At 63.5% G+C, this 19,516-nt stretch carries 14 protein-coding genes and 5 pseudogenes; 11 read left to right on the top strand and 8 right to left on the bottom strand.

Annotation, left to right across the window (positions count from 1 at the left end; all coding sequences use genetic code 11):
- Window positions 1-32: 32 nt before the first annotated feature.
- The 4 genes from K3F44_RS00100 to K3F44_RS00085 all read right to left on the bottom strand — a co-directional run bounded on the left by K3F44_RS00100 (window position 33) and on the right by K3F44_RS00085 (window position 3,524).
- Complete coding sequence (locus K3F44_RS00100; protein WP_101316808.1) at window positions 33-974, bottom strand: AEC family transporter; 942 nt, start codon at window positions 972-974, stop codon at window positions 33-35.
- 150 nt (window positions 975-1,124) lie between these two features.
- Window positions 1,125-1,703 (bottom strand): DJ-1/PfpI family protein, encoded by a 579-nt coding sequence (locus K3F44_RS00095; RefSeq protein WP_101316806.1) that lies wholly within the window; start codon window positions 1,701-1,703, stop codon window positions 1,125-1,127.
- Between the two features lie 80 nt (window positions 1,704-1,783).
- Entirely contained in the window at window positions 1,784-2,941 is a 1,158-nt protein-coding gene (locus K3F44_RS00090) for a phosphatidylserine/phosphatidylglycerophosphate/cardiolipin synthase family protein (RefSeq protein ID WP_220633139.1), read from the bottom strand.
- Window position 2,942: 1 nt separating this feature from the next.
- A complete protein-coding gene (locus K3F44_RS00085; protein ID WP_101316802.1) occupies window positions 2,943-3,524 on the bottom strand; it encodes a YceI family protein in 582 nt (193 codons plus the stop codon).
- A 211-nt stretch (window positions 3,525-3,735) separates the two neighbouring features.
- Between K3F44_RS00085 and olsB the strand changes: the two genes are divergently transcribed.
- Entirely contained in the window at window positions 3,736-4,491 is a 756-nt protein-coding gene (gene olsB, locus K3F44_RS00080; RefSeq protein WP_101316799.1) for an L-ornithine N(alpha)-acyltransferase, read from the top strand.
- The gene (locus K3F44_RS00075) at window positions 4,491-5,279 is read left to right on the top strand and encodes a 1-acyl-sn-glycerol-3-phosphate acyltransferase (RefSeq protein WP_101316797.1); all 789 of its coding nucleotides are present in this window, start codon (window positions 4,491-4,493) and stop codon (window positions 5,277-5,279) included. Before olsB ends, K3F44_RS00075 begins: the two co-directional genes overlap by 1 nt.
- On the opposite strand, the gene K3F44_RS00070 is transcribed toward K3F44_RS00075, so the two are convergent.
- Window positions 5,280-5,858, bottom strand: coding sequence for an ACP phosphodiesterase (locus tag K3F44_RS00070; protein ID WP_188035448.1), 579 nt, complete (start codon window positions 5,856-5,858; stop codon window positions 5,280-5,282).
- 222 nt (window positions 5,859-6,080) lie between these two features.
- Between K3F44_RS00070 and K3F44_RS00065 the strand changes: the two genes are divergently transcribed.
- From K3F44_RS00065 to K3F44_RS00055, 3 genes are read left to right on the top strand one after another with little or no spacing between them, the layout of a single operon-like run.
- The gene (locus K3F44_RS00065) at window positions 6,081-6,383 is read left to right on the top strand and encodes a helix-turn-helix transcriptional regulator (protein WP_101316793.1); all 303 of its coding nucleotides are present in this window, start codon (window positions 6,081-6,083) and stop codon (window positions 6,381-6,383) included.
- A 13-nt stretch (window positions 6,384-6,396) separates the two neighbouring features.
- Window positions 6,397-7,566, top strand: a complete 1,170-nt coding sequence (locus K3F44_RS00060) for an MFS transporter (protein WP_220633138.1) — start codon at window positions 6,397-6,399, stop codon at window positions 7,564-7,566.
- Window positions 7,567-7,586: 20 nt separating this feature from the next.
- Entirely contained in the window at window positions 7,587-8,636 is a 1,050-nt protein-coding gene (locus K3F44_RS00055) for an alkene reductase (protein WP_101316789.1), read from the top strand.
- Window positions 8,637-8,682: 46 nt separating this feature from the next.
- Here the strand turns inward: K3F44_RS00055 and K3F44_RS00050 are convergent, their stop codons facing one another.
- The 3 genes and pseudogenes from K3F44_RS00050 to K3F44_RS00040 form a co-directional block, all read right to left on the bottom strand.
- The gene (locus tag K3F44_RS00050) at window positions 8,683-9,510 is read right to left on the bottom strand and encodes an ATPase (protein WP_150570810.1); all 828 of its coding nucleotides are present in this window, start codon (window positions 9,508-9,510) and stop codon (window positions 8,683-8,685) included.
- An 86-nt stretch (window positions 9,511-9,596) separates the two neighbouring features.
- Window positions 9,597-10,592 (bottom strand): NAD(P)-dependent oxidoreductase, encoded by a 996-nt coding sequence (locus K3F44_RS00045; protein ID WP_101316785.1) that lies wholly within the window; start codon window positions 10,590-10,592, stop codon window positions 9,597-9,599.
- A 49-nt stretch (window positions 10,593-10,641) separates the two neighbouring features.
- A pseudogene (locus tag K3F44_RS00040) lies at window positions 10,642-11,531 on the bottom strand (LysR family transcriptional regulator ArgP).
- 125 nt (window positions 11,532-11,656) lie between these two features.
- Between K3F44_RS00040 and K3F44_RS00035 the strand changes: the two are divergent.
- The 6 genes and pseudogenes from K3F44_RS00035 (at window position 11,657) to K3F44_RS00005 (ending at window position 19,457) form a co-directional block, all read left to right on the top strand.
- Window positions 11,657-12,256, top strand: coding sequence for a LysE/ArgO family amino acid transporter (locus tag K3F44_RS00035; RefSeq protein ID WP_188035446.1), 600 nt, complete (start codon window positions 11,657-11,659; stop codon window positions 12,254-12,256).
- Window positions 12,257-12,436: 180 nt separating this feature from the next.
- Window positions 12,437-13,033 (top strand): superoxide dismutase, encoded by a 597-nt coding sequence (locus K3F44_RS00030; RefSeq protein ID WP_101316779.1) that lies wholly within the window; start codon window positions 12,437-12,439, stop codon window positions 13,031-13,033.
- Window positions 13,034-13,277: 244 nt separating this feature from the next.
- Window positions 13,278-15,317, top strand: a pseudogene (locus tag K3F44_RS00025) (putative bifunctional diguanylate cyclase/phosphodiesterase).
- Between the two features lie 153 nt (window positions 15,318-15,470).
- Window positions 15,471-16,799, top strand: a pseudogene (locus K3F44_RS00020) (imelysin family protein).
- A gap of 154 nt (window positions 16,800-16,953) precedes the next feature.
- Window positions 16,954-18,377 (top strand): annotated as a pseudogene (locus K3F44_RS00010) (di-heme oxidoredictase family protein).
- A 17-nt stretch (window positions 18,378-18,394) separates the two neighbouring features.
- Window positions 18,395-19,457 (top strand): annotated as a pseudogene (locus K3F44_RS00005) (imelysin family protein).
- Window positions 19,458-19,516 lie beyond the last annotated feature (59 nt).

Raw genomic sequence — 19,516 nt, 5'->3', positions numbered from 1 at the left:
TGCTGTTGTTGTTCTGTTCAGGCAGCAAGGATCTAGATCCAGCCGCCCCACTGCAAGATGAAGATGCCGATATTGGTGGTAATCGCCGCCATCAGGGTCGTGATGACGATGATCGCCGCCGCTAACTGATGATTGGCATTGGCCGCGCGGGCCATGACATAGCTGGCGGCAGCGGTAGGGCTGCCGATGTACAGGAACAGGATGCCCAGCTCGGCACCGCGGAAACCACACAGCCAGGCGCCGAGGGTGCCGATCAGCGGCAACCAGACCATCTTCACCAGGCTGACATCCACCGCCAGCTTGCCGCTGTCGCGCAGCGCCGCCAGCGACAAGGTGCCGCCAATGCAGATCAGCGCCAGTGGCAGGGTCATCTGCGCCAGATAGTCGCCCGAGGTCAGCAGCCAGTTCGGCAGCGGCACCTGGGCGTAGGCCATGGGTGTGGCGAGCAGCACGCTGATGATCAGCGGGTTGCTGAAAACACTTTTGCAGATGCTCCACGGATCGGACTTGAGGTCCGGGCTGTACACCGCCAGCACCACCGCCGACAGCGAGTTGTACAGGAGGATCACCAGGCCGGCGAGCACCGCGCCCAGCGAAATGCCGTAATCACCGTACAGGCTGGCCGCCAGGGCCAGGCCAATAACGCCGTTGTTGCCGCGAAAAGCCCCCTGGGTGTAGATGCCGCGCTCGGCCAGCGGCGCGCGCCAGATCGCCAGGCCCCAGGACAAGGCGAAGCCGATCAGGGTAATTGCGGTGAAGTAGACCAGCACACCGGGTTTGATCGCTGCATCCAGATCGGCATGGTAGATGCCAAGGAACAGCAGCGCCGGCATGCACACGTTGAACACCAGCGTCGAGGCAACCTTGGTGAAGTTGTCGTCGATCAGGTGCAAACGTTTGAGCAATACGCCCATGAACAGCATGGCGAACACCGGTGCAGTGATGTTCAGCGTCTGGATAAGAAGGGCGAGCATGCGCGAGCGGTCCTGGTTTTGGGGTTGCCGTTAGGGGGCTAATGATACGCCAGGCGCTGGGTTTTGCGGACAATAGCCACTGCTAAAAGGATATTTCCTACATAACTGCCGCTTTTTGCTGTCAGCCTCGCCCCCTGCACAGCGGCCGATTCAAGAAATCCGAGTGCCCAGCACTTTCAGGAACGCTGCCAGCCAGGCGGGATGCGCCGGCCATGCCGGCGCGGTAACTAGATTGCCCTCGACGTGGGCCTGATCCACCGCGATATCGATGAAAGTACCTCCGGCCAGACGCACTTCCGGCGCGCAGGCAGGGTACGCGCTGCACTCGCGACCACGCAGCACGCCTGCCGCTGCCAGCAGCTGGGCGCCATGGCACACCGCGGCAATCGGCTTGCGCGCCTCGTCGAAAGCCCGCACCAGCGCCAGCACCTGCTCGTTCAGGCGCAGGTACTCAGGTGCGCGGCCGCCCGGGATCAGCAAGGCGTCGTAGCTTTCGGCGCGGGCCTGGACGAAGTCGAAGTTGAGGGCAAAGTTGTGCCCGGGTTTTTCGCTGTAGGTCTGCTCGCCTTCGAAGTCGTGGATAGCGGTACGCACCGTCTGCCCCGCGATTTTCTCCGGGCACACCGCATGCACGGTGTGGCCGACCATGCTCAGCGCCTGGAACGGCACCATCGCTTCGTAGTCTTCGACATAGTCGCCCACCAGCATGAGAATCTTCTTGCCTGTCATCGCCACCGCTCCTTGCCTAGCCTGGGATCAATCAGAGCACGATAGACCGCTTCGGCGCTTACCGATATGCGCCGTTCATCTCAATTGCGCCGATCCAGCAGGTTGGCCACCAGCCGGTCCATCCAGCCCCAGATCCGTTGCTTGACTCGCCGCCACAACGGCCGCGCGTTCCAGTGGGCCAGATCAACCTCCTCGCTGAGGGCAAAGTCGCGCTCGAAACTGGCGCTGACTGCTGCGGTCAGGCTGGGGTCGAGCGCTTCGATGTTGGCCTCCAGGTTGAAGCGCAGGTTCCAGTGGTCGAAGTTGCACGAACCGACGCTGACCCAGTCATCGATCACGACCATCTTCAGGTGCAGGAAGCACGGCTGGTATTCAAAGATGCGCACGCCAGCGCGCAGCAAGCGTGGGTAATAGCGGTGCCCGGCGTAGCGCACCGAGGGGTGGTCGGTGCGCGGCCCGGTCAGCAGCAGGCGCACGTCGATGCCGCGCGAAGCAGCCCGACGCAGAGAACGACGCACACTCCAGGTCGGCAAAAAATACGGCGTCGCCAGCCAGATGCGCTGCTGCCCGCTGTTCAGGGCACGCACCAGCGAATGCAGGATGTCGCGGTGTTGCCGGGCATCGGCGTAAGCCACCCGGCCCATGCCCTGCCCTTGCACCGGCACTTTGGGCAGGCGTGGGAGACCGAAACCAGCTGGCGGTCGCCAGGCGGTGCGACGGTCATTGGCATGCCATTGGCGATCGAACAACAGCTGCCAGTCGCTGACCACCGGTCCCTGGATCTGCACCATCACTTCATGCCATTCGCTGCGCTCGGCCTGCGGCTGCCAGAACTCATCGGTGACGCCCGTGCCGCCGACTACCGCCCAGCGGCTGTCGACCAGGAGAATCTTGCGGTGATCGCGGTACAGATTGCGCACGCCGCGGCGCCAGTGCAGGCGGTTGTACCAGCTCAACTGCACACCGGCGCCAAGCAAGCGCTGGCGCAGCGCAGTGGTGAAGGCCAGCGAGCCGTAGTCATCAAACAGGCAGCGCACCTGCACGCCGCGCCGGGCGGCCTGCTCCAGCACAGTGACCACTGCCTCGGCGCACGTGCCGGCCTCGACCAGATACAGCTCCAGATCGACCTGGCGCTCGGCCTCGGCAATAAGGTGCAACATCCGCGGGAAGAAATCGGGGCCGTCGATCAGCAGCTCGAAATGATTACCGTCGCGCCAAGGAAAGACCGGCCCTGGCATATCAGCGGGCGTTGAAGATCAGCACCGCATTGACCGGTACCGAGGGGTTGATGGACTTCAGCTTGGCGAACTTGCGCAGGCTCTCGAGCCCAGGCAGCAGGCCATAGTCAGCGGCGCGCAGGATCAACGGTTCAAGGGTCACCACCTGAAAGCGCCGCTCGTCCAGGCGCGTGGCCATCAGCAATGCGTTGTAGCTGTGCGAGTGGCCGTGCAGGGTGACGGTCAGCGGCAGGCGCAATTCGATCTGCGCGCCGTTGGCGAGGTTGTCGATCGGGCGCAGGTCGATCTGCGCCTTGACCTTCGCTTCGGGGAACTGGTCGACCTCGAACAGGCCATCGCGCATGCGCTCGTCACGCAGCGGGATACCACTGCTGACCGAATCCATCTCGATCCGCAGGCCGGCTGCGCCCTTGCGATCGACGCTGCCGTGCAGCACCAGAAAGCGATGCACTTCGGTGATCTCGCCGTTTTTGCCGGTGACGAACGACAAGCGCGAAGACTCACCGTCCAGGTGCCAATTGGCATGAGCGGGCAGGCACAACGCCAGGAACAGGGCGGGAAGCAGACGGGCAAGCATGGGCATGGGAAATTCCGTGAAACAAAGCCGTGAACATTACCCGCCCGCCTTCGGTGCAGCAAGCAGCAGTCTCGCGGCCCCTCAGGTACGGCCAGCGGTGGCTGTCACGCAAGCATCACCAAAGATTCACCGAGGTGACACCCCCCCTACCTAGGCTGACCCTGCACAACAAAGCCGACCGGCAGCCCCGCACATGGTTGGCCAATGGAGACTCGCAATGACCCAGATCGCTCGCTCAGGCGACACCAGCACTGAACGCCGTCTGCAAGCCGAGCGCCTGCTAGGCGCTGCGGCCCTGCAAGAAGCTCAGGCCCTGCGTTTCAAGGTGTTCAGCGGTGAACTCATGGCCAAGCTCAAGGGCGCCGAACAGGGCCTGGACATGGACGATTTCGATATCCACTGCCGCCATATCGGCGTGCGTGACCTGAGCACTGGCCGCCTGGTTGCCACCACCCGCTTGCTCGACCACCAAGCCGCGAGCAGCCTCGGGCGTTTCTACAGCGAAGAAGAGTTCAGCCTGCACGGCCTGCTGCAATTGCAGGGGCCGATCCTTGAACTGGGCCGCACCTGCGTCGACCCGGCCTATCGCAACGGCGGCACCATCGCCGTGCTCTGGGGCGAGCTGGCCGAGGTGCTCAACGAAGGCAGCTACAGCTACCTGATGGGCTGCGCGAGCATCCCCATGCAGGATGGCGGCGTGCAGGCCCACGCGATCATGCAGCGCCTGCGTGAACGCTACCTGTGCACCGAAAACCTGCGCGCCGAGCCGAAAAAACCGCTGCCGACTCTGGCCCTGCCGAACAACGTGATTGCCGAAATGCCCCCGCTGCTCAAGGCCTACATGCGCCTGGGCGCGAAGATCTGCGGCGAACCGTGCTGGGACGAGGACTTCCAGGTCGCCGACGTGTTCATCCTGCTCAAACGCGACGACCTCTGCCCGCGCTACGCCCGCCACTTCAAGGCAGCGGTGTGATGCTGAGGCTGCGGGTCGCCGCCCGCCTGGCACGTTTGCTGTGGGTGCTGCTGATCGGCATGACCATGGCCAGCGTTACCGCGCTTGGCCAGCGTCTGCGTGTGCCGGTGTCGCTGGCTCTGCGCCAGCGCTGGAGCCGCTGGTACATGCAGCGCCTGGTCGGCGCGCTGCCATTTCAGGTCGAGGTGCTCGGCGAGCTGCCGCAGCGGCCGATGCTGTGGGTCGGCAATCATGTGTCATGGACCGACATTCCGCTGCTCGGCATGCTCACCCCGCTATCATTTCTGTCCAAGGCCGAAGTCCGTCACTGGCCGCTGGCCGGCTGGCTTGCCGAGCAGGCCGGGACGCTGTTCATCCGCCGCGGTGGCGGTGACGCCCAAGGCCTGCGCGAGCAGATCAGCCAGCAATTGGGCGACGCCCTGCCGCTGTTGATCTTCCCGGAAGGCACCACTACCGATGGCCGCAGCCTGCGCACCTTCCACGGCCGCCTGCTGGCCGGCGCCATCGATGGCGCTACCCCACTGCAACCGGTGGCGATTCAGTACTGGCGCAGTGGTGAGGTTGATCCAATTGCACCTTTCGTTGGCGATGACGACCTGGTTTCACACCTGCTGCGCTTGTTTGCCCAACCGCGTGGGCAGGTACGCATTCAGTTGCTGGCGCCGATCAGCAGCGTCGGCAAGGAGCGCGCGCAGCTGGCGTTTCAGGCACAACAAGCCATTCATGGCGCCCTGTTCGGCCACGAGCAAGCCGAGTTGGCCCCACGCCGGCAAGCGCGAGCGGCTTGATCAGCGGGGCCAGCGGGCGCTGGCGAACGCCTGCAGCTGTGGATAAAACGCTCTGAAGTCTTCCAGCAACGGCTGGTACAGCGCCTCCAGTTCGGGCATTACTCCCGCCAAGCCTTCGGGGCGCGACAGGCGCCGGCCTATGCCTCGGAATACGTACTCCAGCGTAGCGAAATCGCCGTACGCGGACAGCCAGTCGTCCGCGGCCATCATCGGAGCGATATGCGCGAGCCGGCCTGGCAGCTCGGGCTCGGCGAGCAGGACCTGGTAAAAGCGCTGGGTAAACTCGGTCAGCGGCTGGGCGGCGTAGTCGTGCCAGTGGTGCGCCAGGCAATGGTCGAAAAATACGTCGAGCACGATTCCGGCGTAGCGCCGCCGCTCCCGCGGGAAACGGGCCAGTGCGGCTAGCACTATGGGGTGGCTGTCGGTGTAGCTGTCGATCCAGCGGTGGAGCTGGATGGCAGCTTCCAGGGTGGGCGGGAAACGGCCGTGCAGGGTGCCTTTGACGAAATCGCCGTATAGGCTGCCGAGTAGTTGTTGCGGCTGTTGGCCGCCTAGGTGGAGGTGGGCTAGGTAGTTCATGGGGGCAGTATAGGGTTTCTGCGGGTGGGTCGGCTTGGGATGATGGATAGCTGGCTGCGGGCTTGTCTGGTTTTTGTGGTGTTTTACTGACCCCCAATATCGTTATAACCCGATATAGCGATTCGACCCGAGCTAAGACCAACATCATATTTGTATATCGCGAAATACCGATTTATATTTCGTCCTATCGCGATATAGCGCCCTACCCCAAGAGCCTCCCCCATGCCCCTGGACCTCGACGAAACCATCAAAGCCCTGTCCCACCCAGTCCGCCGCGAAATCCTCGGCTGGCTCAAGGACCCGGCCACCCAGTTCCCCGATCAACAGCACAGCATCGAGCACGGTGTCTGCGCCGGCCAGATCGACCAACGCTGCGGCCTCTCGCAATCCACCGTGTCGGCCCACCTCGCCACCCTGCAACGCGCAGGCCTGATCAGCAGCCAGAAAATCGGCCAGTGGCACTTTTTCAAACGCAACGAGGACGCGATCCAGGCGTTTCTCAAGCAACTGAGCGAAACGCTCTGACGAGGATTCAGCGATGCCCCTTCCACTCTTGATGCTGGCGCTGAGCGCCTTCGCCATCGGCACCACCGAATTCGTCATCATGGGCCTGCTGCCCGAAGTGGCGAGCGACCTCGGCGTGTCCATCCCTGGTGCTGGCTGGCTGGTTACCGGCTATGCCCTGGGCGTCGCCATCGGCGCACCGTTCATGGCCCTGGCCACCGCCCGCCTGCCACGCAAGGCCGCGCTGGTCACGCTGATGGGCGTGTTCATCGTCGGCAACCTGCTGTGCGCCGTCGCCGCTGACTACAACCTGTTGATGTTCGCCCGTGTAGTCACCGCGCTGTGCCATGGGGCCTTCTTCGGCATCGGTTCGGTGGTCGCCGCCAGCCTGGTACCGGCCAATCGCCGTGCCTCCGCCGTAGCCTTGATGTTCACCGGCCTGACCCTGGCCAACGTGCTCGGCGTGCCGCTGGGGACTGCGCTGGGCCAGGTCGCCGGCTGGCGTTCGACCTTCTGGGCAGTGACCGTGATCGGTGTGATCGCGCTGATCGGCCTGATCCGCTACCTGCCGCTGCAACATGACGAGGAGGCGGTCGACATGCGCGCTGAACTGGCCGCGCTGAAAGGGGCCGGTATCTGGTTGTCGCTGAGCATGACCGTGCTGTTCTCGGCCTCGATGTTCGCCCTGTTCACTTATGTCGCGCCGCTGTTGGGTGATGTCACCGGGGTTTCGCCCAGCGGCGTGACCTGGACCTTGCTGCTGATCGGCCTTGGCCTGACCCTGGGCAACATCATCGGCGGCAAGCTCGCCGACCGCCGTCTGGGCGCAACTCTGATTGGCGTGTTTGTGGCCATGGCGGTGATCTCGACGGTGTTCAGCTGGACCAGCAGCGCCGTGATCCCCGCTGAAATCACCCTGTTCCTGTGGGCCACAGCTGCCTTTGCCGCCGTGCCGGCACTACAGGTCAACGTGGTCACCTACGGCAAGGCTGCACCGAACCTGGTGTCGACCTTGAACATCGGCGCCTTCAACCTGGGCAACGCCCTCGGCGCCTGGGTCGGCGGTAGCGTGATCGCCCATGGTCTGGGCCTGACCCGCGTACCACTGGCCGCCGCAGCCCTGGCGCTGTTGGCCCTGATCGTCACCCTCATCACTTTCAACCAGCGCGGCAACGATGCCGAGCTGGCCACCGCTGGCAACTGAACCTTTGCGAGGCTGAACCGATGACTACGCTATTCGATCCACTGCTGCTGGGTGACCTGCAGTTGCCCAACCGCATCATCATGGCGCCGCTGACCCGCTGCCGCGCCGACGAAGGCCGCGTGCCCAATGCGCTGATGACCGAGTACTACGTGCAGCGCGCCAGCGCCGGGCTGATTCTCAGTGAGGCGACTTCGGTGACGCCAATGGGCGTTGGCTACCCGGACACCCCCGGCATCTGGTCCAACGACCAGGTGCGCGGCTGGCACAGCCTGACCAAGGCAGTGCATGCTGCCGGCGGGCGGATCTTCCTGCAGCTGTGGCACGTCGGGCGCATCTCCCACCCCAGCTACCTCAACGGTGAACTGCCGGTTGCGCCCAGCGCGATCCAGCCCAAGGGCCATGTCAGCCTGGTGCGTCCGCTGGCCGACTACCCAACCCCGCGGGCACTGGAAAGCGAAGAGATCGCCGACATTGTCGAGGCCTATAGGATCGGTGCCGAGAACGCCAAGGCGGCGGGCTTTGATGGCGTCGAGATTCATGGCGCCAACGGCTACCTGCTGGATCAGTTTCTGCAAAGCAGCACCAACCAGCGCAACGACAACTACGGCGGTTCACTGGAGAACCGTGCCCGGCTGCTGCTGGAGGTGACCGATGCGGTGATCGAAGTGTGGGGCGCCCAGCGCGTCGGCATGCACCTGGCGCCACGCGCCGATGCCCATGACATGGGCGATGCTGACCGCGCCGAGACCTTCACCTACGTCGCCCGCGAACTGGGCAAACGCGGTATCGCGTTTATCTGCTCGCGGGAAAAACTCGCCGACGACAGCCTCGGCGCGCAGATCAAGCAAGCATTCGGTGGGCCGTACATCGTCAACGAACGCTTCGACAAGGCCAGCGCCAACGCTGCCCTTGCCGGTGGCCTGGCCGATGCCGTGGCGTTTGGCGTGCCGTTCATTGCCAACCCGGACCTGCCAGCACGTTTGGCCGCCGATGCGCCGTTGAACGAGGCGCGGCCGGAGGGGTTCTATGGCGGTGGCGCGGTGGGCTATATCGACTATCCACGGCTGTAAGCAGATGAATGGGGCCGCCTTGCGCGGCCCCCCATCAGCATTACGGCTATGGCCGGGCGTTGATCTGCTGTTGCAGGTTCTGCACCTGGTTCTGCAGGGTGTTCAGGCTGCGCGTGGTCTGCCCCCTGAAAGCGTCGAATTCCTGCACCGAGGCACCGCTGCTGGCCGCTGCTGCGGGGCGATTGTCGATCTGGCTCTTCAGCACCAGCACGTCCTGCTCCAGACTGCTGATCGCCGCGCTCGGGTTGCCCTGCTTCTTCAGCGCGGCAATCTCGCTGTTCAGGCTCTTGAGCTCGTTGTCGAGCTTGCCGCCATCCAGCTGGCCCGCCTTCAGCGCCGCCAACTCGGCATTCACCGCCTTCAACTGCGCCTGCAATTGGGTCTGCAATTCAGTTACAGCTTTTTGCTGGTCGCGGGTATCGGCCAGCACCTGTTCCAGACGCTTGCCGAGGTCGCCGGCCTGACCGGCCACGCCCTGCTGCTGCTTGCCCTGCTCGGCCAGGCTGGCCTGCAACTGGCGAATCTGCAGTTTCAAGGCTTCGCTGCCGGTGTTGACGCTGGCATCGCTGGCTTCGACCTTGCCGCTGATCGCTTGCAGCCGGCCGGCGGCTTCCTCGCTGATGCGGGCAAAGCTCTCCTGGGTCGCGACCAGTTGCTGCTCCATCAGCGAAATCTGCTGGAAGCTCCACCAGCCGAGCCCGGCCAGGGCGATGAACGAGGCCACCAGCAAAGCCCAGAGCGGCGCGGTGTTGGTCGGCCGTGCGGCTTTCTGGCGGCTGCGCGCCACGTGCTCGGGGAGCAGTTCATCGTCATCTCGGGTGCCGGCACGCAATGTTGGCACGTCGTCGAAGTCGTCGCGAAGATCGTTACGCATGGGGGCTTTCAACCACAGTCATAGCAAAGAGACACAGTATAAACCGCCAGCGCGTTACGTTGATGACCATCATCAAGGCGCGCGCTTCAGCGGTTGTGCGGGACGTTCTTCCACCAGCCGCAGAACTCGTCGAGCGCGCTCCACAGGCTGACCTGAGGCCGGTAATCCAGATGCTGCCGGGCCCGACTGATGTCGAGGGTGAAGTCCTTGCTCATGACCTGCATACCCAGGCGTGACAAGGTTGGCTGCGGGCGGCCAGGCCAGAGCATGCACGCCGCTTCGTTGAGTGCTGCCAGGCTGTAACCCAGGCCGTAGGAGCGGTAGCGGGTGACCTGCGGCAACTGCATCTGACGCATGACGTAATTGACCACATCCCACAGCGGCAGCGGCTGGCCGTTACTGATGTTGTAGGCCTGGCCGAGCGCCTCATCATCTGCAAAGAGTGCGCTGAGCAACGCTTCGTTGAGGTTGTGCACACTGGTGAAGTCGGCCATGTTCAGGCCGTTGCCGATGATCGCCAGGCGGCGCTTGCGCTGCATCTGCAGCAAGCGCGGGAAGATGTTCGCATCGCCGGCCCCGGTGACCAGCCGTGGGCGCAGGGCGAGCACTTCGAGGCCGAACTCCTGCGCGCCGAAGACCTTCTGCTCGGCGAGAAATTTGGTCGTGGCGTAATGGTCATGCATGCGCCGCGGCAGCTGCTGTTCCTGCACATTCAGGCGGGAGCGGCCATTGAAGTAGATCGACGGCGACGACAGGTGTACCAGCCGGCGCACATGTTCCTTGAGGCAGCCTTCAACGACGTTTTCGGTGACCACCACATTGCCCTGATGGAAATCCTGGTAGCGCCCCCAGGCGCCGGTCATGCCCGCGCAATGCACCACGGCATCGACGCCCTGGCACAGACGCCGGGCCAGCTCGGCATCACCGAGGTCACCCGGGATGAACTGCGCGCCGCGCTTGACCAAATGCTCCACGCCTTCGGCACGCCGCCCGTTGACCCGGACCTCAAGGCCCTGCTCCAGGGCAAAACGCGCAAAGCGCCCGCCGATAAAGCCGCTCGCGCCGGTGACCAGAATTCGCATGTAACACTCCGCCTTGCCAGATTTCAGATGCAGTTGACGTCGCGACCGGCTACAACGGCACTAGCCAACCTGGCGCCATTTGGCGCAGGTGCTCGGTCAATTGGGCGAGCAGTTGCCCGCCATTGCGCCAATGATGCCAGTACAGCGGCACATCGATCGGAGTATCGGCGCAGATTTCCACCAGTTCGCCACACTGCAGCTGCGCAGTCACCTGCCGCTCCGGCACCAGGCCCCAGCCCAGGCCGGCTTCGGTCATGCGCAGAAAGCCCTCCGAGGACGGGCACAGGTGATGCAAAAATCCATCGGCAATGCCTAGCGATGCGAGATAACGGTGCTGAAGGAAGTCATCCGGGCCGAACACGATCGCCGGGGTCCGCGCCAGCCGGCTGGCGTCGAAGCCCTGCGGAAAATGCCGGGCCATGAATGCCGGGCTTGCCAAGGCGCGATAGCGCATGGCGCCCAGTGGCTGGCTGCGCGCGCCGGCCACCGGGCGCTCGCTGCCACACAGGCAAGCCGCAACCTCACCGGCGCGCATGCGCTTGAGGCCGACGTCCTGATCCTCGACTACCAGGTCCAGCAACACCGGCTGTTCGGCGCAAAACGCGCCCACCGCACCGGCCCACCAGGTCGCCAGGCTATCGGCATTGAGCGCAATGCGCAGACGTTCGGCATACCGCCTTCGTCCAGCGCCGGCACCTGGCGCTGCAGGTCACGCTCGAGCAGGCGCACCTGCTGCACATGGTTGAGCAGTTGCCGGCCGACTTCGGTCGGGCTCGGCGGCATGGCGCGCACCAGTACCGGCTGGCCGACCCGCGCTTCGAGCAGCTTGATCCGCTGCGACACGGCCGATTGCGACAGGCCAAGCACTTGTGCTGCGCGCTCGAAACCGCCTTGTTCGATGACCGCCGCCAGGGCCGCCAGGAGCTTGTAGTCGAACATCGATTTCTCTAATGCCTGATCAGCTTTATTGGTTTTCTTATACAACGCAGATCGGCACAATGACCAGCATTCGATCAAGCAATCAGCGCCAGCCAATCGGTTGGTGGCAGTGGAGTGTCTGCGCTATGTGGCAAAGTTATACGAACGGCATGCTGGTTGCCTTTGGCCTGATCATGGCCATCGGCACGCAAAACGCGTTTGTCCTGGCGCAGAGCCTGCGCCGTGAACACCATCTGCCGGTGGCCATCCTCTGCGTGGTCTGCGACGCCCTGCTGGTTGCCGCCGGAGTGTTCGGACTGGCCACGGTGCTGGCGCAGAACCCGACGTTGCTGGCTGCTGCGCGTTGGGGCGGCGCGGCGTTCTTGATCTGGTACGGGGCCAAGGCCTTGCAACGGGCCTGCTCCAAACAAAGCCTGGAGCAGGAGCAAGGCCAGGGCTCCCGCTCGCGCCGGGCGGTGCTGCTCAGCGCCTTGGCAGTGACCCTGCTCAACCCCCATGTGTACCTGGATACGGTGCTGCTGATCGGCTCCCTGGGCGCCCAGCAAACCGTGCCCAGCGCTTACGTAGCAGGGGCGGCCAGCGCCTCACTGGTGTGGTTCTTCACCCTCGCCCTCGGCGCAGCCTGGCTGGCACCGTGGCTGGCACGGCCGGCGACCTGGCGCCTGCTCGACCTGATGGTGGCAGTGATGATGTTTGCGGTGGCCGCGCAGCTGATTCTGGGCTGAATGCCACTGGCGCCGGCGCTGCAACTATTTGTCCCTATAGTTGTTGCGTGGTTATGCGCGGGGCTGGTGATATGATCCAAGGCTTGCGTCGCAAAGAGTACAAACTCGCCGACGTACCTCGGGCCGCCCGTGATCGGCCTTGCGCAAACCGCGAATTAGACCTGAATCAGGAGATCCACCATGGCTTTTGAATTGCCGCCGCTGCCGTACGCCCATGATGCCCTGCAGCCGCACATCTCCAAGGAAACCCTGGAGTATCACCACGACAAGCACCACAACACCTATGTCGTGAACCTGAACAACCTGGTCCCAGGCACCGAATTCGAAGGCAAGACCCTGGAAGAGATCGTCAAGACCTCTTCGGGTGGCATCTTCAACAACGCCGCTCAGGTCTGGAACCACACCTTCTACTGGAACTGCCTGGCACCAAACGCCGGCGGCCAACCGACTGGCGCACTGGCCGAGGCCATCAACGCCGCTTTCGGTTCGTTCGACAAGTTCAAGGAAGAGTTCACCAAGACTTCGGTCGGCACCTTCGGTTCCGGTTGGGGCTGGCTGGTGAAGAAAGCTGACGGTTCCCTGGCACTGGCCAGCACCATCGGCGCCGGCAACCCGCTGACCAACGGCGACACTCCGCTGCTGACCTGCGACGTCTGGGAGCACGCTTACTACATCGACTACCGCAACGTCCGTCCTAAGTATGTCGAGGCGTTCTGGAACCTGGTCAACTGGAAGTTCGTTGCCGAGCAGTTCGAAGGCCAGACCTTCAAGGCCTGATCGACTTCGCTTTGGCACAAAAAAAACCCGGCACTCGCCGGGTTTTTTTATGCCCGCTCGCACCGCTGCAAATCCAGCTTGATCCGCCCGCATAGCGCGCTAACATCAAATCTCTGGGAAAGTTGCGTATAGCACTAAAGTAGCAAGCCTGCGCAACCGATACAGTAGCATGCAACAAGGGTCGATAGTGTCTTGCCACAACTACTGGCAAAATAATGGCATGCGCATGGATTAAGGAATCCCATTGAAGCTGCAATTGCGGAACAGCTTATCGGTCAAGTTGCTCAGGGTAGTGCTGCTGTCGGCGCTAGCGGTTGGCGTCGTCCTTAGCTGTGCGCAGATCGTCTACGACACCTACAAGACGCGTCAGGCGGTGAACAGCGATGCCCAGCGCATCCTCGACATGTTCCGTGACCCGTCGACGCAGGCGGTTACAGCCTCGACCGGGAAATGGGCATGCAGGTCATGGAAGCCTGTTCCAGGATGACTCGGTGCGCATGGCCTCGATCGGCCACCCCAACGAAACCATGCTCGCAGAGAAATCGCGACCGCTGCGCGACATGTCGATGCGCTGGCTGACCGATCTGTTGCTCGGTCAGGAACGCACCTACACCACGCAACTGGTCGGCCGCGCCCCTACAGCGAGTATTACGGCGACCTCAGCATCACCTCGACACTGCCGCCTATGGCAAAGAATTCCTGATCAACGCCGTGATCATCTTCATCTCCGGTGTACTACGAGCGCTGGCCATGGGCCTGGTGCTGTACCTGGTCTACCACTGGCTGCTGACCAAGCCGCTGTCGAAGATCATCGAGCACCTTACCCAGATCAACCCTGATCGGCCCAGCCAGCATCAGATTCCGTGGTCAAAGGCCACGAAAAGAATGAACTGGGTTTGTGGGTCAACACCGCCAACCAGTGCTGGCCTCGATCGAGCGCAATACCCACCTGCGCCATGAAGCCGAGAACAGCCTGCAACGTATGGCTCAGTATGACTTTCTGACCGGCTTGCCCAACCGCCAGCAATTGCAGCAGCAACTGGATAAGATCCTCGTCGATGGCGGCCGCCTGCAGCGCCGAGTGGCGGTGCTGTGCGTAGGTCTGGATGACTTCAAAGGCATCAACGAACAATTCGGTTATCAGGTCGGTGACCAGTTGCTGCTGGCCCTCGCCGACCGTCTGCGCGCACACAGTGGCCGCCTCGGCGCCCTGGCCCGGCTGGGCGGCGACCAGTTTGCGCTAGTCCAGGCCGACATCGAGCAGCCTTACGAGGCGGCCGAGCTGGCCCAGAGCATCCTCGACGACCTGGAGGCGCCGTTTGCCCTCGAGCAGCAGGAAATCCGCCTGCGCGCGACCATCGGCATCACCCTGTTCCCGGAGGACGGCGACAGCACCGAAAAGCTCCTGCAAAAGGCCGAGCAGACCATGACTCTGGCCAAGGCGCGCTCGCGCAATCGCTACCAGTTCTACATCGCCAGCGTCGACAGCGAAATGCGCCGACGCCGCGAACTGGAAAAGGACCTGCGCGAAGCCCTGCCGCGCAACCAGCTGTACCTGGTTTATCAGCCGCAGATCAGCTACCGCGACCACAGCGTAGTCGGCGTCGAGGCCCTGCTGCGCTGGCAGCATCCGCAGCTGGGCATGGTCCCGCCCGACCAGTTCATCCCGCTGGCCGAGCAGAATGGCCACATCATCCCGATCGGCGAATGGGTCCTCGACCAGGCCTGCCGGCAACTGCGCGAATGGCATGATCAGGGCTTTGGCGAGCTGCGCATGGCGGTCAACCTGTCGACCGTGCAACTGCACCACAACGAGCTGCCGCGGTGGTCAACAACCTGCTGCAGGCCTATCGCCTGCCGCCACGCAGCCTTGAGCTGGAAGTCACCGAAACCGGCCTGATGGAAGACATCAGCACCGCGCCCAGCACCTGCTGAGCCTGCGTCGCTCAGGTGCGCTGATTGCGATTGACGACTTCGGCACTGTTATTCTTCGCTCAGCTACCTGAAATCGCTGCCGCTGGACAAGATCAAGATCGACAAGAGTTTTGTCCAGGACCTGCTCGATGACGACGATGACGCCACCATCGTTCGCGCCATCATCCAGCTCGGCAAGAGCCTGGCATGCAGGTCATCGCCGAAGGCGTGGAAACCGCCGAGCAGGAGACCTACATCATTGCCCAGGGCTGCCATGAGGGCAGGGCTATCACTACAGCAAGCCGCTGTCGCGCGCGAGCTGACTGCCTACCTCAAGCAGGCCCAGCGCAATCAGGTCTCAGTGCTGTAAACCCCGCCAGAACAGGAAAATGCCCCACCGCGGGCATTTTCATGAATTCACTGCCCCCCCCTTTACAGCAATGCAAATCTTTCGCATGATGTCACGGTTTCGCGTGCCACGGCACACGTCCAAACCACCACGCAGGAAACCAACAATGATCGTATGCCTCTGGCCTCCGCCAGTCTGCTGGCCATCGCTATCGCCCTCGCCGGTTGCGGCGAAGGCAAAAATGACAAGGCCGCCGCTCCGCAAGCCCAGGCACCTGCTGCCGCCAGCACCACCGCCGCGACCGGCCGGGCGATCGACGAGGCGGCTGGCAAGGCGTGGTCAAGCACTATGCAGAGCTCGTCTCGGCCGTCTACAGCGACTCGCTGAGCACCGCCAAGACCCTGCAAAGCGCGATCGACGCGTTCCTCGCCACGCCTAACGACGAAACCCTGCCAAGCCGCCAAGGATGCCTGGGTCGCTGCCCGCGTGCCGTACCTGCAGAGCGAAGTGTTCCGCTTCGGCAACACATTATCGATGACTGGGAAGGTCAGGTTAACGCCTGGCCACTGGACGAAGGCCTGATCGACTACGTCGACAAGAGCTACGAGCATGCGCTGGGCAAACCCTGCCGCCAGCGCCAACATCATTGCCAACACCGAAATCCAGGTTGGCGAAGACAAGATCGACGTCAAGGACCTGACCCCGGAGAAATCGCCAGCCTGAATGAGCTGGGCGGCTCCGAGGCCAACGTCGCAACCGGTTACCAACGCAATCGAATTCCTGCTCTGGGGCCAGGACCTGAACGGCACCGGCCCAGGTGCGGGCAACCGTCCGGCGTCTGACTACCTGGAAGGCGCTGGCGCCACCGGTGGCCACAACGACCGTCGCCGTGCCTATCTCAAGGCGGTCACCGACCTGCTGGTCAAAGACTCGAAGAGATGGTCGGCAACTGGGCACCAAACCGTTGCCGACAACTACCGCGCCACCCTGGAAGCGGAGCCGGTCAACGACCGGCGTGCGCAAGATGCTGTTCGGCATGGGCAGCTTGTCGCTGGGTGAACTGGCGGGCGAGCGCATGAAGGTTTCGCTGGAAGCCAACTCGCCGGAAGACGAACACGACGCTTCAGCGACAACACCCACTACTCGCACTTCTACGATGCCAAGGGTATTCGTAACGTCTACCTGGGCGAGTACACCCGCGCCGACGGCAGCAAGCTGACCGGCCCGAGCCTGTCGTCGCTGGTGGCCAAGGTTGACCCGGCTACCGACGCCACCTTGAAAGCTGACCTGGAGGCCACCGAGGGCCAAGATCCAGGTGATCGTCGATCATGCCCTCAAGGGTGAGCACTACGATCAGCTGATCGCTGCCGACAATGCTGCCGGCAACAGATCGTGCGTGATGCGATTGCTTCGCTGGTCAAGCAGACCGGTGCGATCGAGCAGGCCGCGGGCAAGTTGGGGATTGCCAACCTGAATCCGGATACTGCTGATCACGAGTTCTGATTCGGGCTGTAAACCTACTCTATTGGGGCCGCTTTGCGGCCCCAATTGCAGCAGCAACCTGACAACGATTTCATCCAGTAATTGCAAATTGCTCTTATTCAAACAATCCCGTCCTGCTAAGCTTGCACGCCGGTTTTTCTGCCCAAGCCCAGGATTGTTGATGTCCTTGCTCCGCCTAAGCCCCCTGCTGCTGGCCGCTGTTCTGGTCGCCTGTGACGACGCCCCGCGTTTCACTCAGGCCGAACCAGGCGAGGCCCTGTCCGGTGGCAAGGCAACCGTCCTGCGCAGCGATCGCCAGGCCTTCTCCCTACCCTCTGCCAACCTCAGCCCCGAACGGCGGCTGGACTTTGCCGTGGGCAACAGCTTTTTCCGCAACCCGTGGGTAATCGCTCCGGCGACCACCACAGCGCGTGACGGGCTCGGCCCGTTGTTCAACACCAACGCCTGCCAGAACTGCCACGTCCGCGACGGCCGCGGGCACCCGCCGGAACTCGACGACAGCAACGCAGTGTCGATGCTGGTAAGGCTGTCGATCCCCGACCAGCCCGCCTACGCCAAGGAAATCGAACGCCTGGGCGTGGTCCCGGAGCCGGTCTACGGCACGCAGTTGCAGGACATGGCCATCCCGGCATCAAGCCCGAGGGCAAGGTCCGCGTCAGCTACAGCAGCGAGACCGTACCCTTCGCCGACGGCCACACGGTGGAATTGCGCCGCCGCAATTGCAGATCACCCAGCTCGGCTACGGCCCGCTGCACCCCGACACGCGTTTCTCGGCGCGGATCGCGCCGCCGATGATCGGCCTGGGTTTGCTTGAGGCAATCCCCGAAGCGGCGATTCTGGCCAACGCCGACCCGGACGATCGCGACGGCGACGGCATTCGTGGGCGCGCCAATCAGGTCTGGGATGACGCCCAGGGTAAGACCGTGCTCGGCCGCTTCGGCTGGAAAGCCGGGCAGCCCAACGTCAACCAGCAGAACGTGCATGCCTTTGCCGGCGACATGGGCCTGACCAGCACGCTCAAGCCCCATGACGACTGCACCCTGGCCCAGACCGATTGCCTGGCCGCGCCCAACGGTGACGGCGCCGACGGCGAGAAAGAGGTCAGCGACAATATCTGCGCCTGGTCACCTTCTATACCCGCAACCTGGCCGTGCCGGCCCGCCGCAACGTCGACGCACCACAGGTGCTGGCCGGCAAGAACCTGTTTTTCCAGGCCGGCTGCCAGGGCTGCCACACGCCGCAGTTCACCACGGCCAGCGCAGGCGTCGAGCCGGAGCTGGCCAACCAGCTGATTCGCCCCTACAGCGACCTGCTGTTGCATGACATGGGCCCCGGCCTGGCCGACCAACGCAGCGAGTTCGCCGCCGGTGGCCAGGACTGGCGCACAGCGCCGCTGTGGGGCCTGGGCCTGACCGAAACGGTCAGCGGCCACACTCAGTTACTGCACGATGGGCGCGCCCGCAACCTGCTCGAAGCCGTGCTCTGGCATGGCGGCGAAGCGCAGGCGGCGCGCGACCAGGTCTTGACCTTCAATGCGAGCAACGCGCCGCGTTGCTGGCTTTTCTGAATTCACTTTAACGCGCAAGGAGCCGGGCATGTTCCGACCCAAACTGTTGTTCACCAGCCTCGCCGCAATCGCCCTCGGTGCTTGCTCGCCGCAAGACCCGCAGGCCGTCACCTCGGCGGCAATCGCCAAGCAGGTGATCTTGCCGACCTACAGCCGCTGGGTCGAAGCTGACCGCCAGCTGGCCGCCAGCGCCCTGTCCTACTGTGAAGGCAAAACCACCCTGGACGCCGCTCGCGCCGACTTCCTCAACGCGCAAAAAGCCTGGGCCGAGCTGCAGCCTCTGCTGGTCGGCCCGCTGGCCGAAGGCAACCGCCCGTGGCAGGTACAGTTCTGGCCCGACAAGAAAAACCTGGTCGGCCGTCAGGTCGAGCAACTGGTCAACGGCGACAAGCCGATCGACAACGAGACCCTGGGCAAGTCCAGCGTCGTCGTGCGCGGTCTGTCGGCCTACGAGTACATCCTCTTCGACAGCAAGCCGGACATCGCCACCCCTGAGCAGAAGGCCCGCTACTGCCCGCTGCTGGTGGCCATCAGCGAACACCAGAAGGCCCTCGCCGAAGAGATCCTCAAGGGCTGGAACAGCACCGACGGCATGCTTTCGCAGATGACCAAGTTCCCCAACCAGCGCTATGCTGACTCGCACGAGGCGATCGCCGATCTGCTCCGCGCCCAGGTCACCGCACTGGACACCCTGAAGAAAAAGCTCGGCGCACCGATGGGCCGCCAGAGCAAGGGCATCGCCCAGCCGCTGCAGGCCGAAGCCTGGCGCAGCCACTCTTCGATGAAGAGCCTGGAAGCCAGCCTGAAAGCCGCCCAGGCGGTCTGGGTCGGGGTCGACAACCGCGGCTTGCGCGGCCTGCTCAGCAAGGACCAGAGCGCCCTCGCCGACAAGATCGACGCCGCCTATGCCAACGCGCTGAAGCTGCTGGCCGCCAACGACAAGCCCCTTGGCGAGCTGCTTGCGGACGACGCTGGCAAGCAGACCTTGAACGATATCTACGACAGCCTCAACGTGGTTCACCGCCTGCACGAAGGCGAGCTGCAAAGCGTTGAACATTCAGCTGGGCTTCAATGCCAACGACGGTGACTGACATGCTGCGACGCCAGGCCCTGAAACTTGCCAGTATCGCCCTTAGCGCCCTGACCCTGG

It is taken from the genome of Pseudomonas sp. S07E 245, assembly GCF_019599025.1.
Taxonomy (GTDB): domain Bacteria; phylum Pseudomonadota; class Gammaproteobacteria; order Pseudomonadales; family Pseudomonadaceae; genus Aquipseudomonas; species Aquipseudomonas shirazensis.
Note: the sequence above shows the minus strand (reverse complement) of the source record. Positions and strands in the feature narration are given on the sequence as shown.

Excerpts from the sequence above, each read along its gene's own strand:
- K3F44_RS00100 (WP_101316808.1), bottom strand. The coding sequence starts at position 974 with ATGCTCGCCCTTCTTATCCAGACGCTGAACATCACTGCACCGGTGTTC.
- K3F44_RS00095 (WP_101316806.1), bottom strand. The coding sequence starts at position 1,703 with ATGACAGGCAAGAAGATTCTCATGCTGGTGGGCGACTATGTCGAAGAC.
- K3F44_RS00090 (WP_220633139.1), bottom strand. The coding sequence starts at position 2,941 with ATGCCAGGGCCGGTCTTTCCTTGGCGCGACGGTAATCATTTCGAGCTG.
- K3F44_RS00085 (WP_101316802.1), bottom strand. The coding sequence starts at position 3,524 with ATGCCCATGCTTGCCCGTCTGCTTCCCGCCCTGTTCCTGGCGTTGTGC.
- olsB (WP_101316799.1), top strand. The coding sequence starts at position 3,736 with ATGACCCAGATCGCTCGCTCAGGCGACACCAGCACTGAACGCCGTCTG.
- K3F44_RS00075 (WP_101316797.1), top strand. The coding sequence starts at position 4,491 with ATGCTGAGGCTGCGGGTCGCCGCCCGCCTGGCACGTTTGCTGTGGGTG.
- K3F44_RS00070 (WP_188035448.1), bottom strand. The coding sequence starts at position 5,858 with ATGAACTACCTAGCCCACCTCCACCTAGGCGGCCAACAGCCGCAACAA.
- K3F44_RS00065 (WP_101316793.1), top strand. The coding sequence starts at position 6,081 with ATGCCCCTGGACCTCGACGAAACCATCAAAGCCCTGTCCCACCCAGTC.
- K3F44_RS00060 (WP_220633138.1), top strand. The coding sequence starts at position 6,397 with ATGCCCCTTCCACTCTTGATGCTGGCGCTGAGCGCCTTCGCCATCGGC.
- K3F44_RS00055 (WP_101316789.1), top strand. The coding sequence starts at position 7,587 with ATGACTACGCTATTCGATCCACTGCTGCTGGGTGACCTGCAGTTGCCC.
- K3F44_RS00050 (WP_150570810.1), bottom strand. The coding sequence starts at position 9,510 with ATGCGTAACGATCTTCGCGACGACTTCGACGACGTGCCAACATTGCGT.
- K3F44_RS00045 (WP_101316785.1), bottom strand. The coding sequence starts at position 10,592 with ATGCGAATTCTGGTCACCGGCGCGAGCGGCTTTATCGGCGGGCGCTTT.
- K3F44_RS00035 (WP_188035446.1), top strand. The coding sequence starts at position 11,657 with ATGTGGCAAAGTTATACGAACGGCATGCTGGTTGCCTTTGGCCTGATC.
- K3F44_RS00030 (WP_101316779.1), top strand. The coding sequence starts at position 12,437 with ATGGCTTTTGAATTGCCGCCGCTGCCGTACGCCCATGATGCCCTGCAG.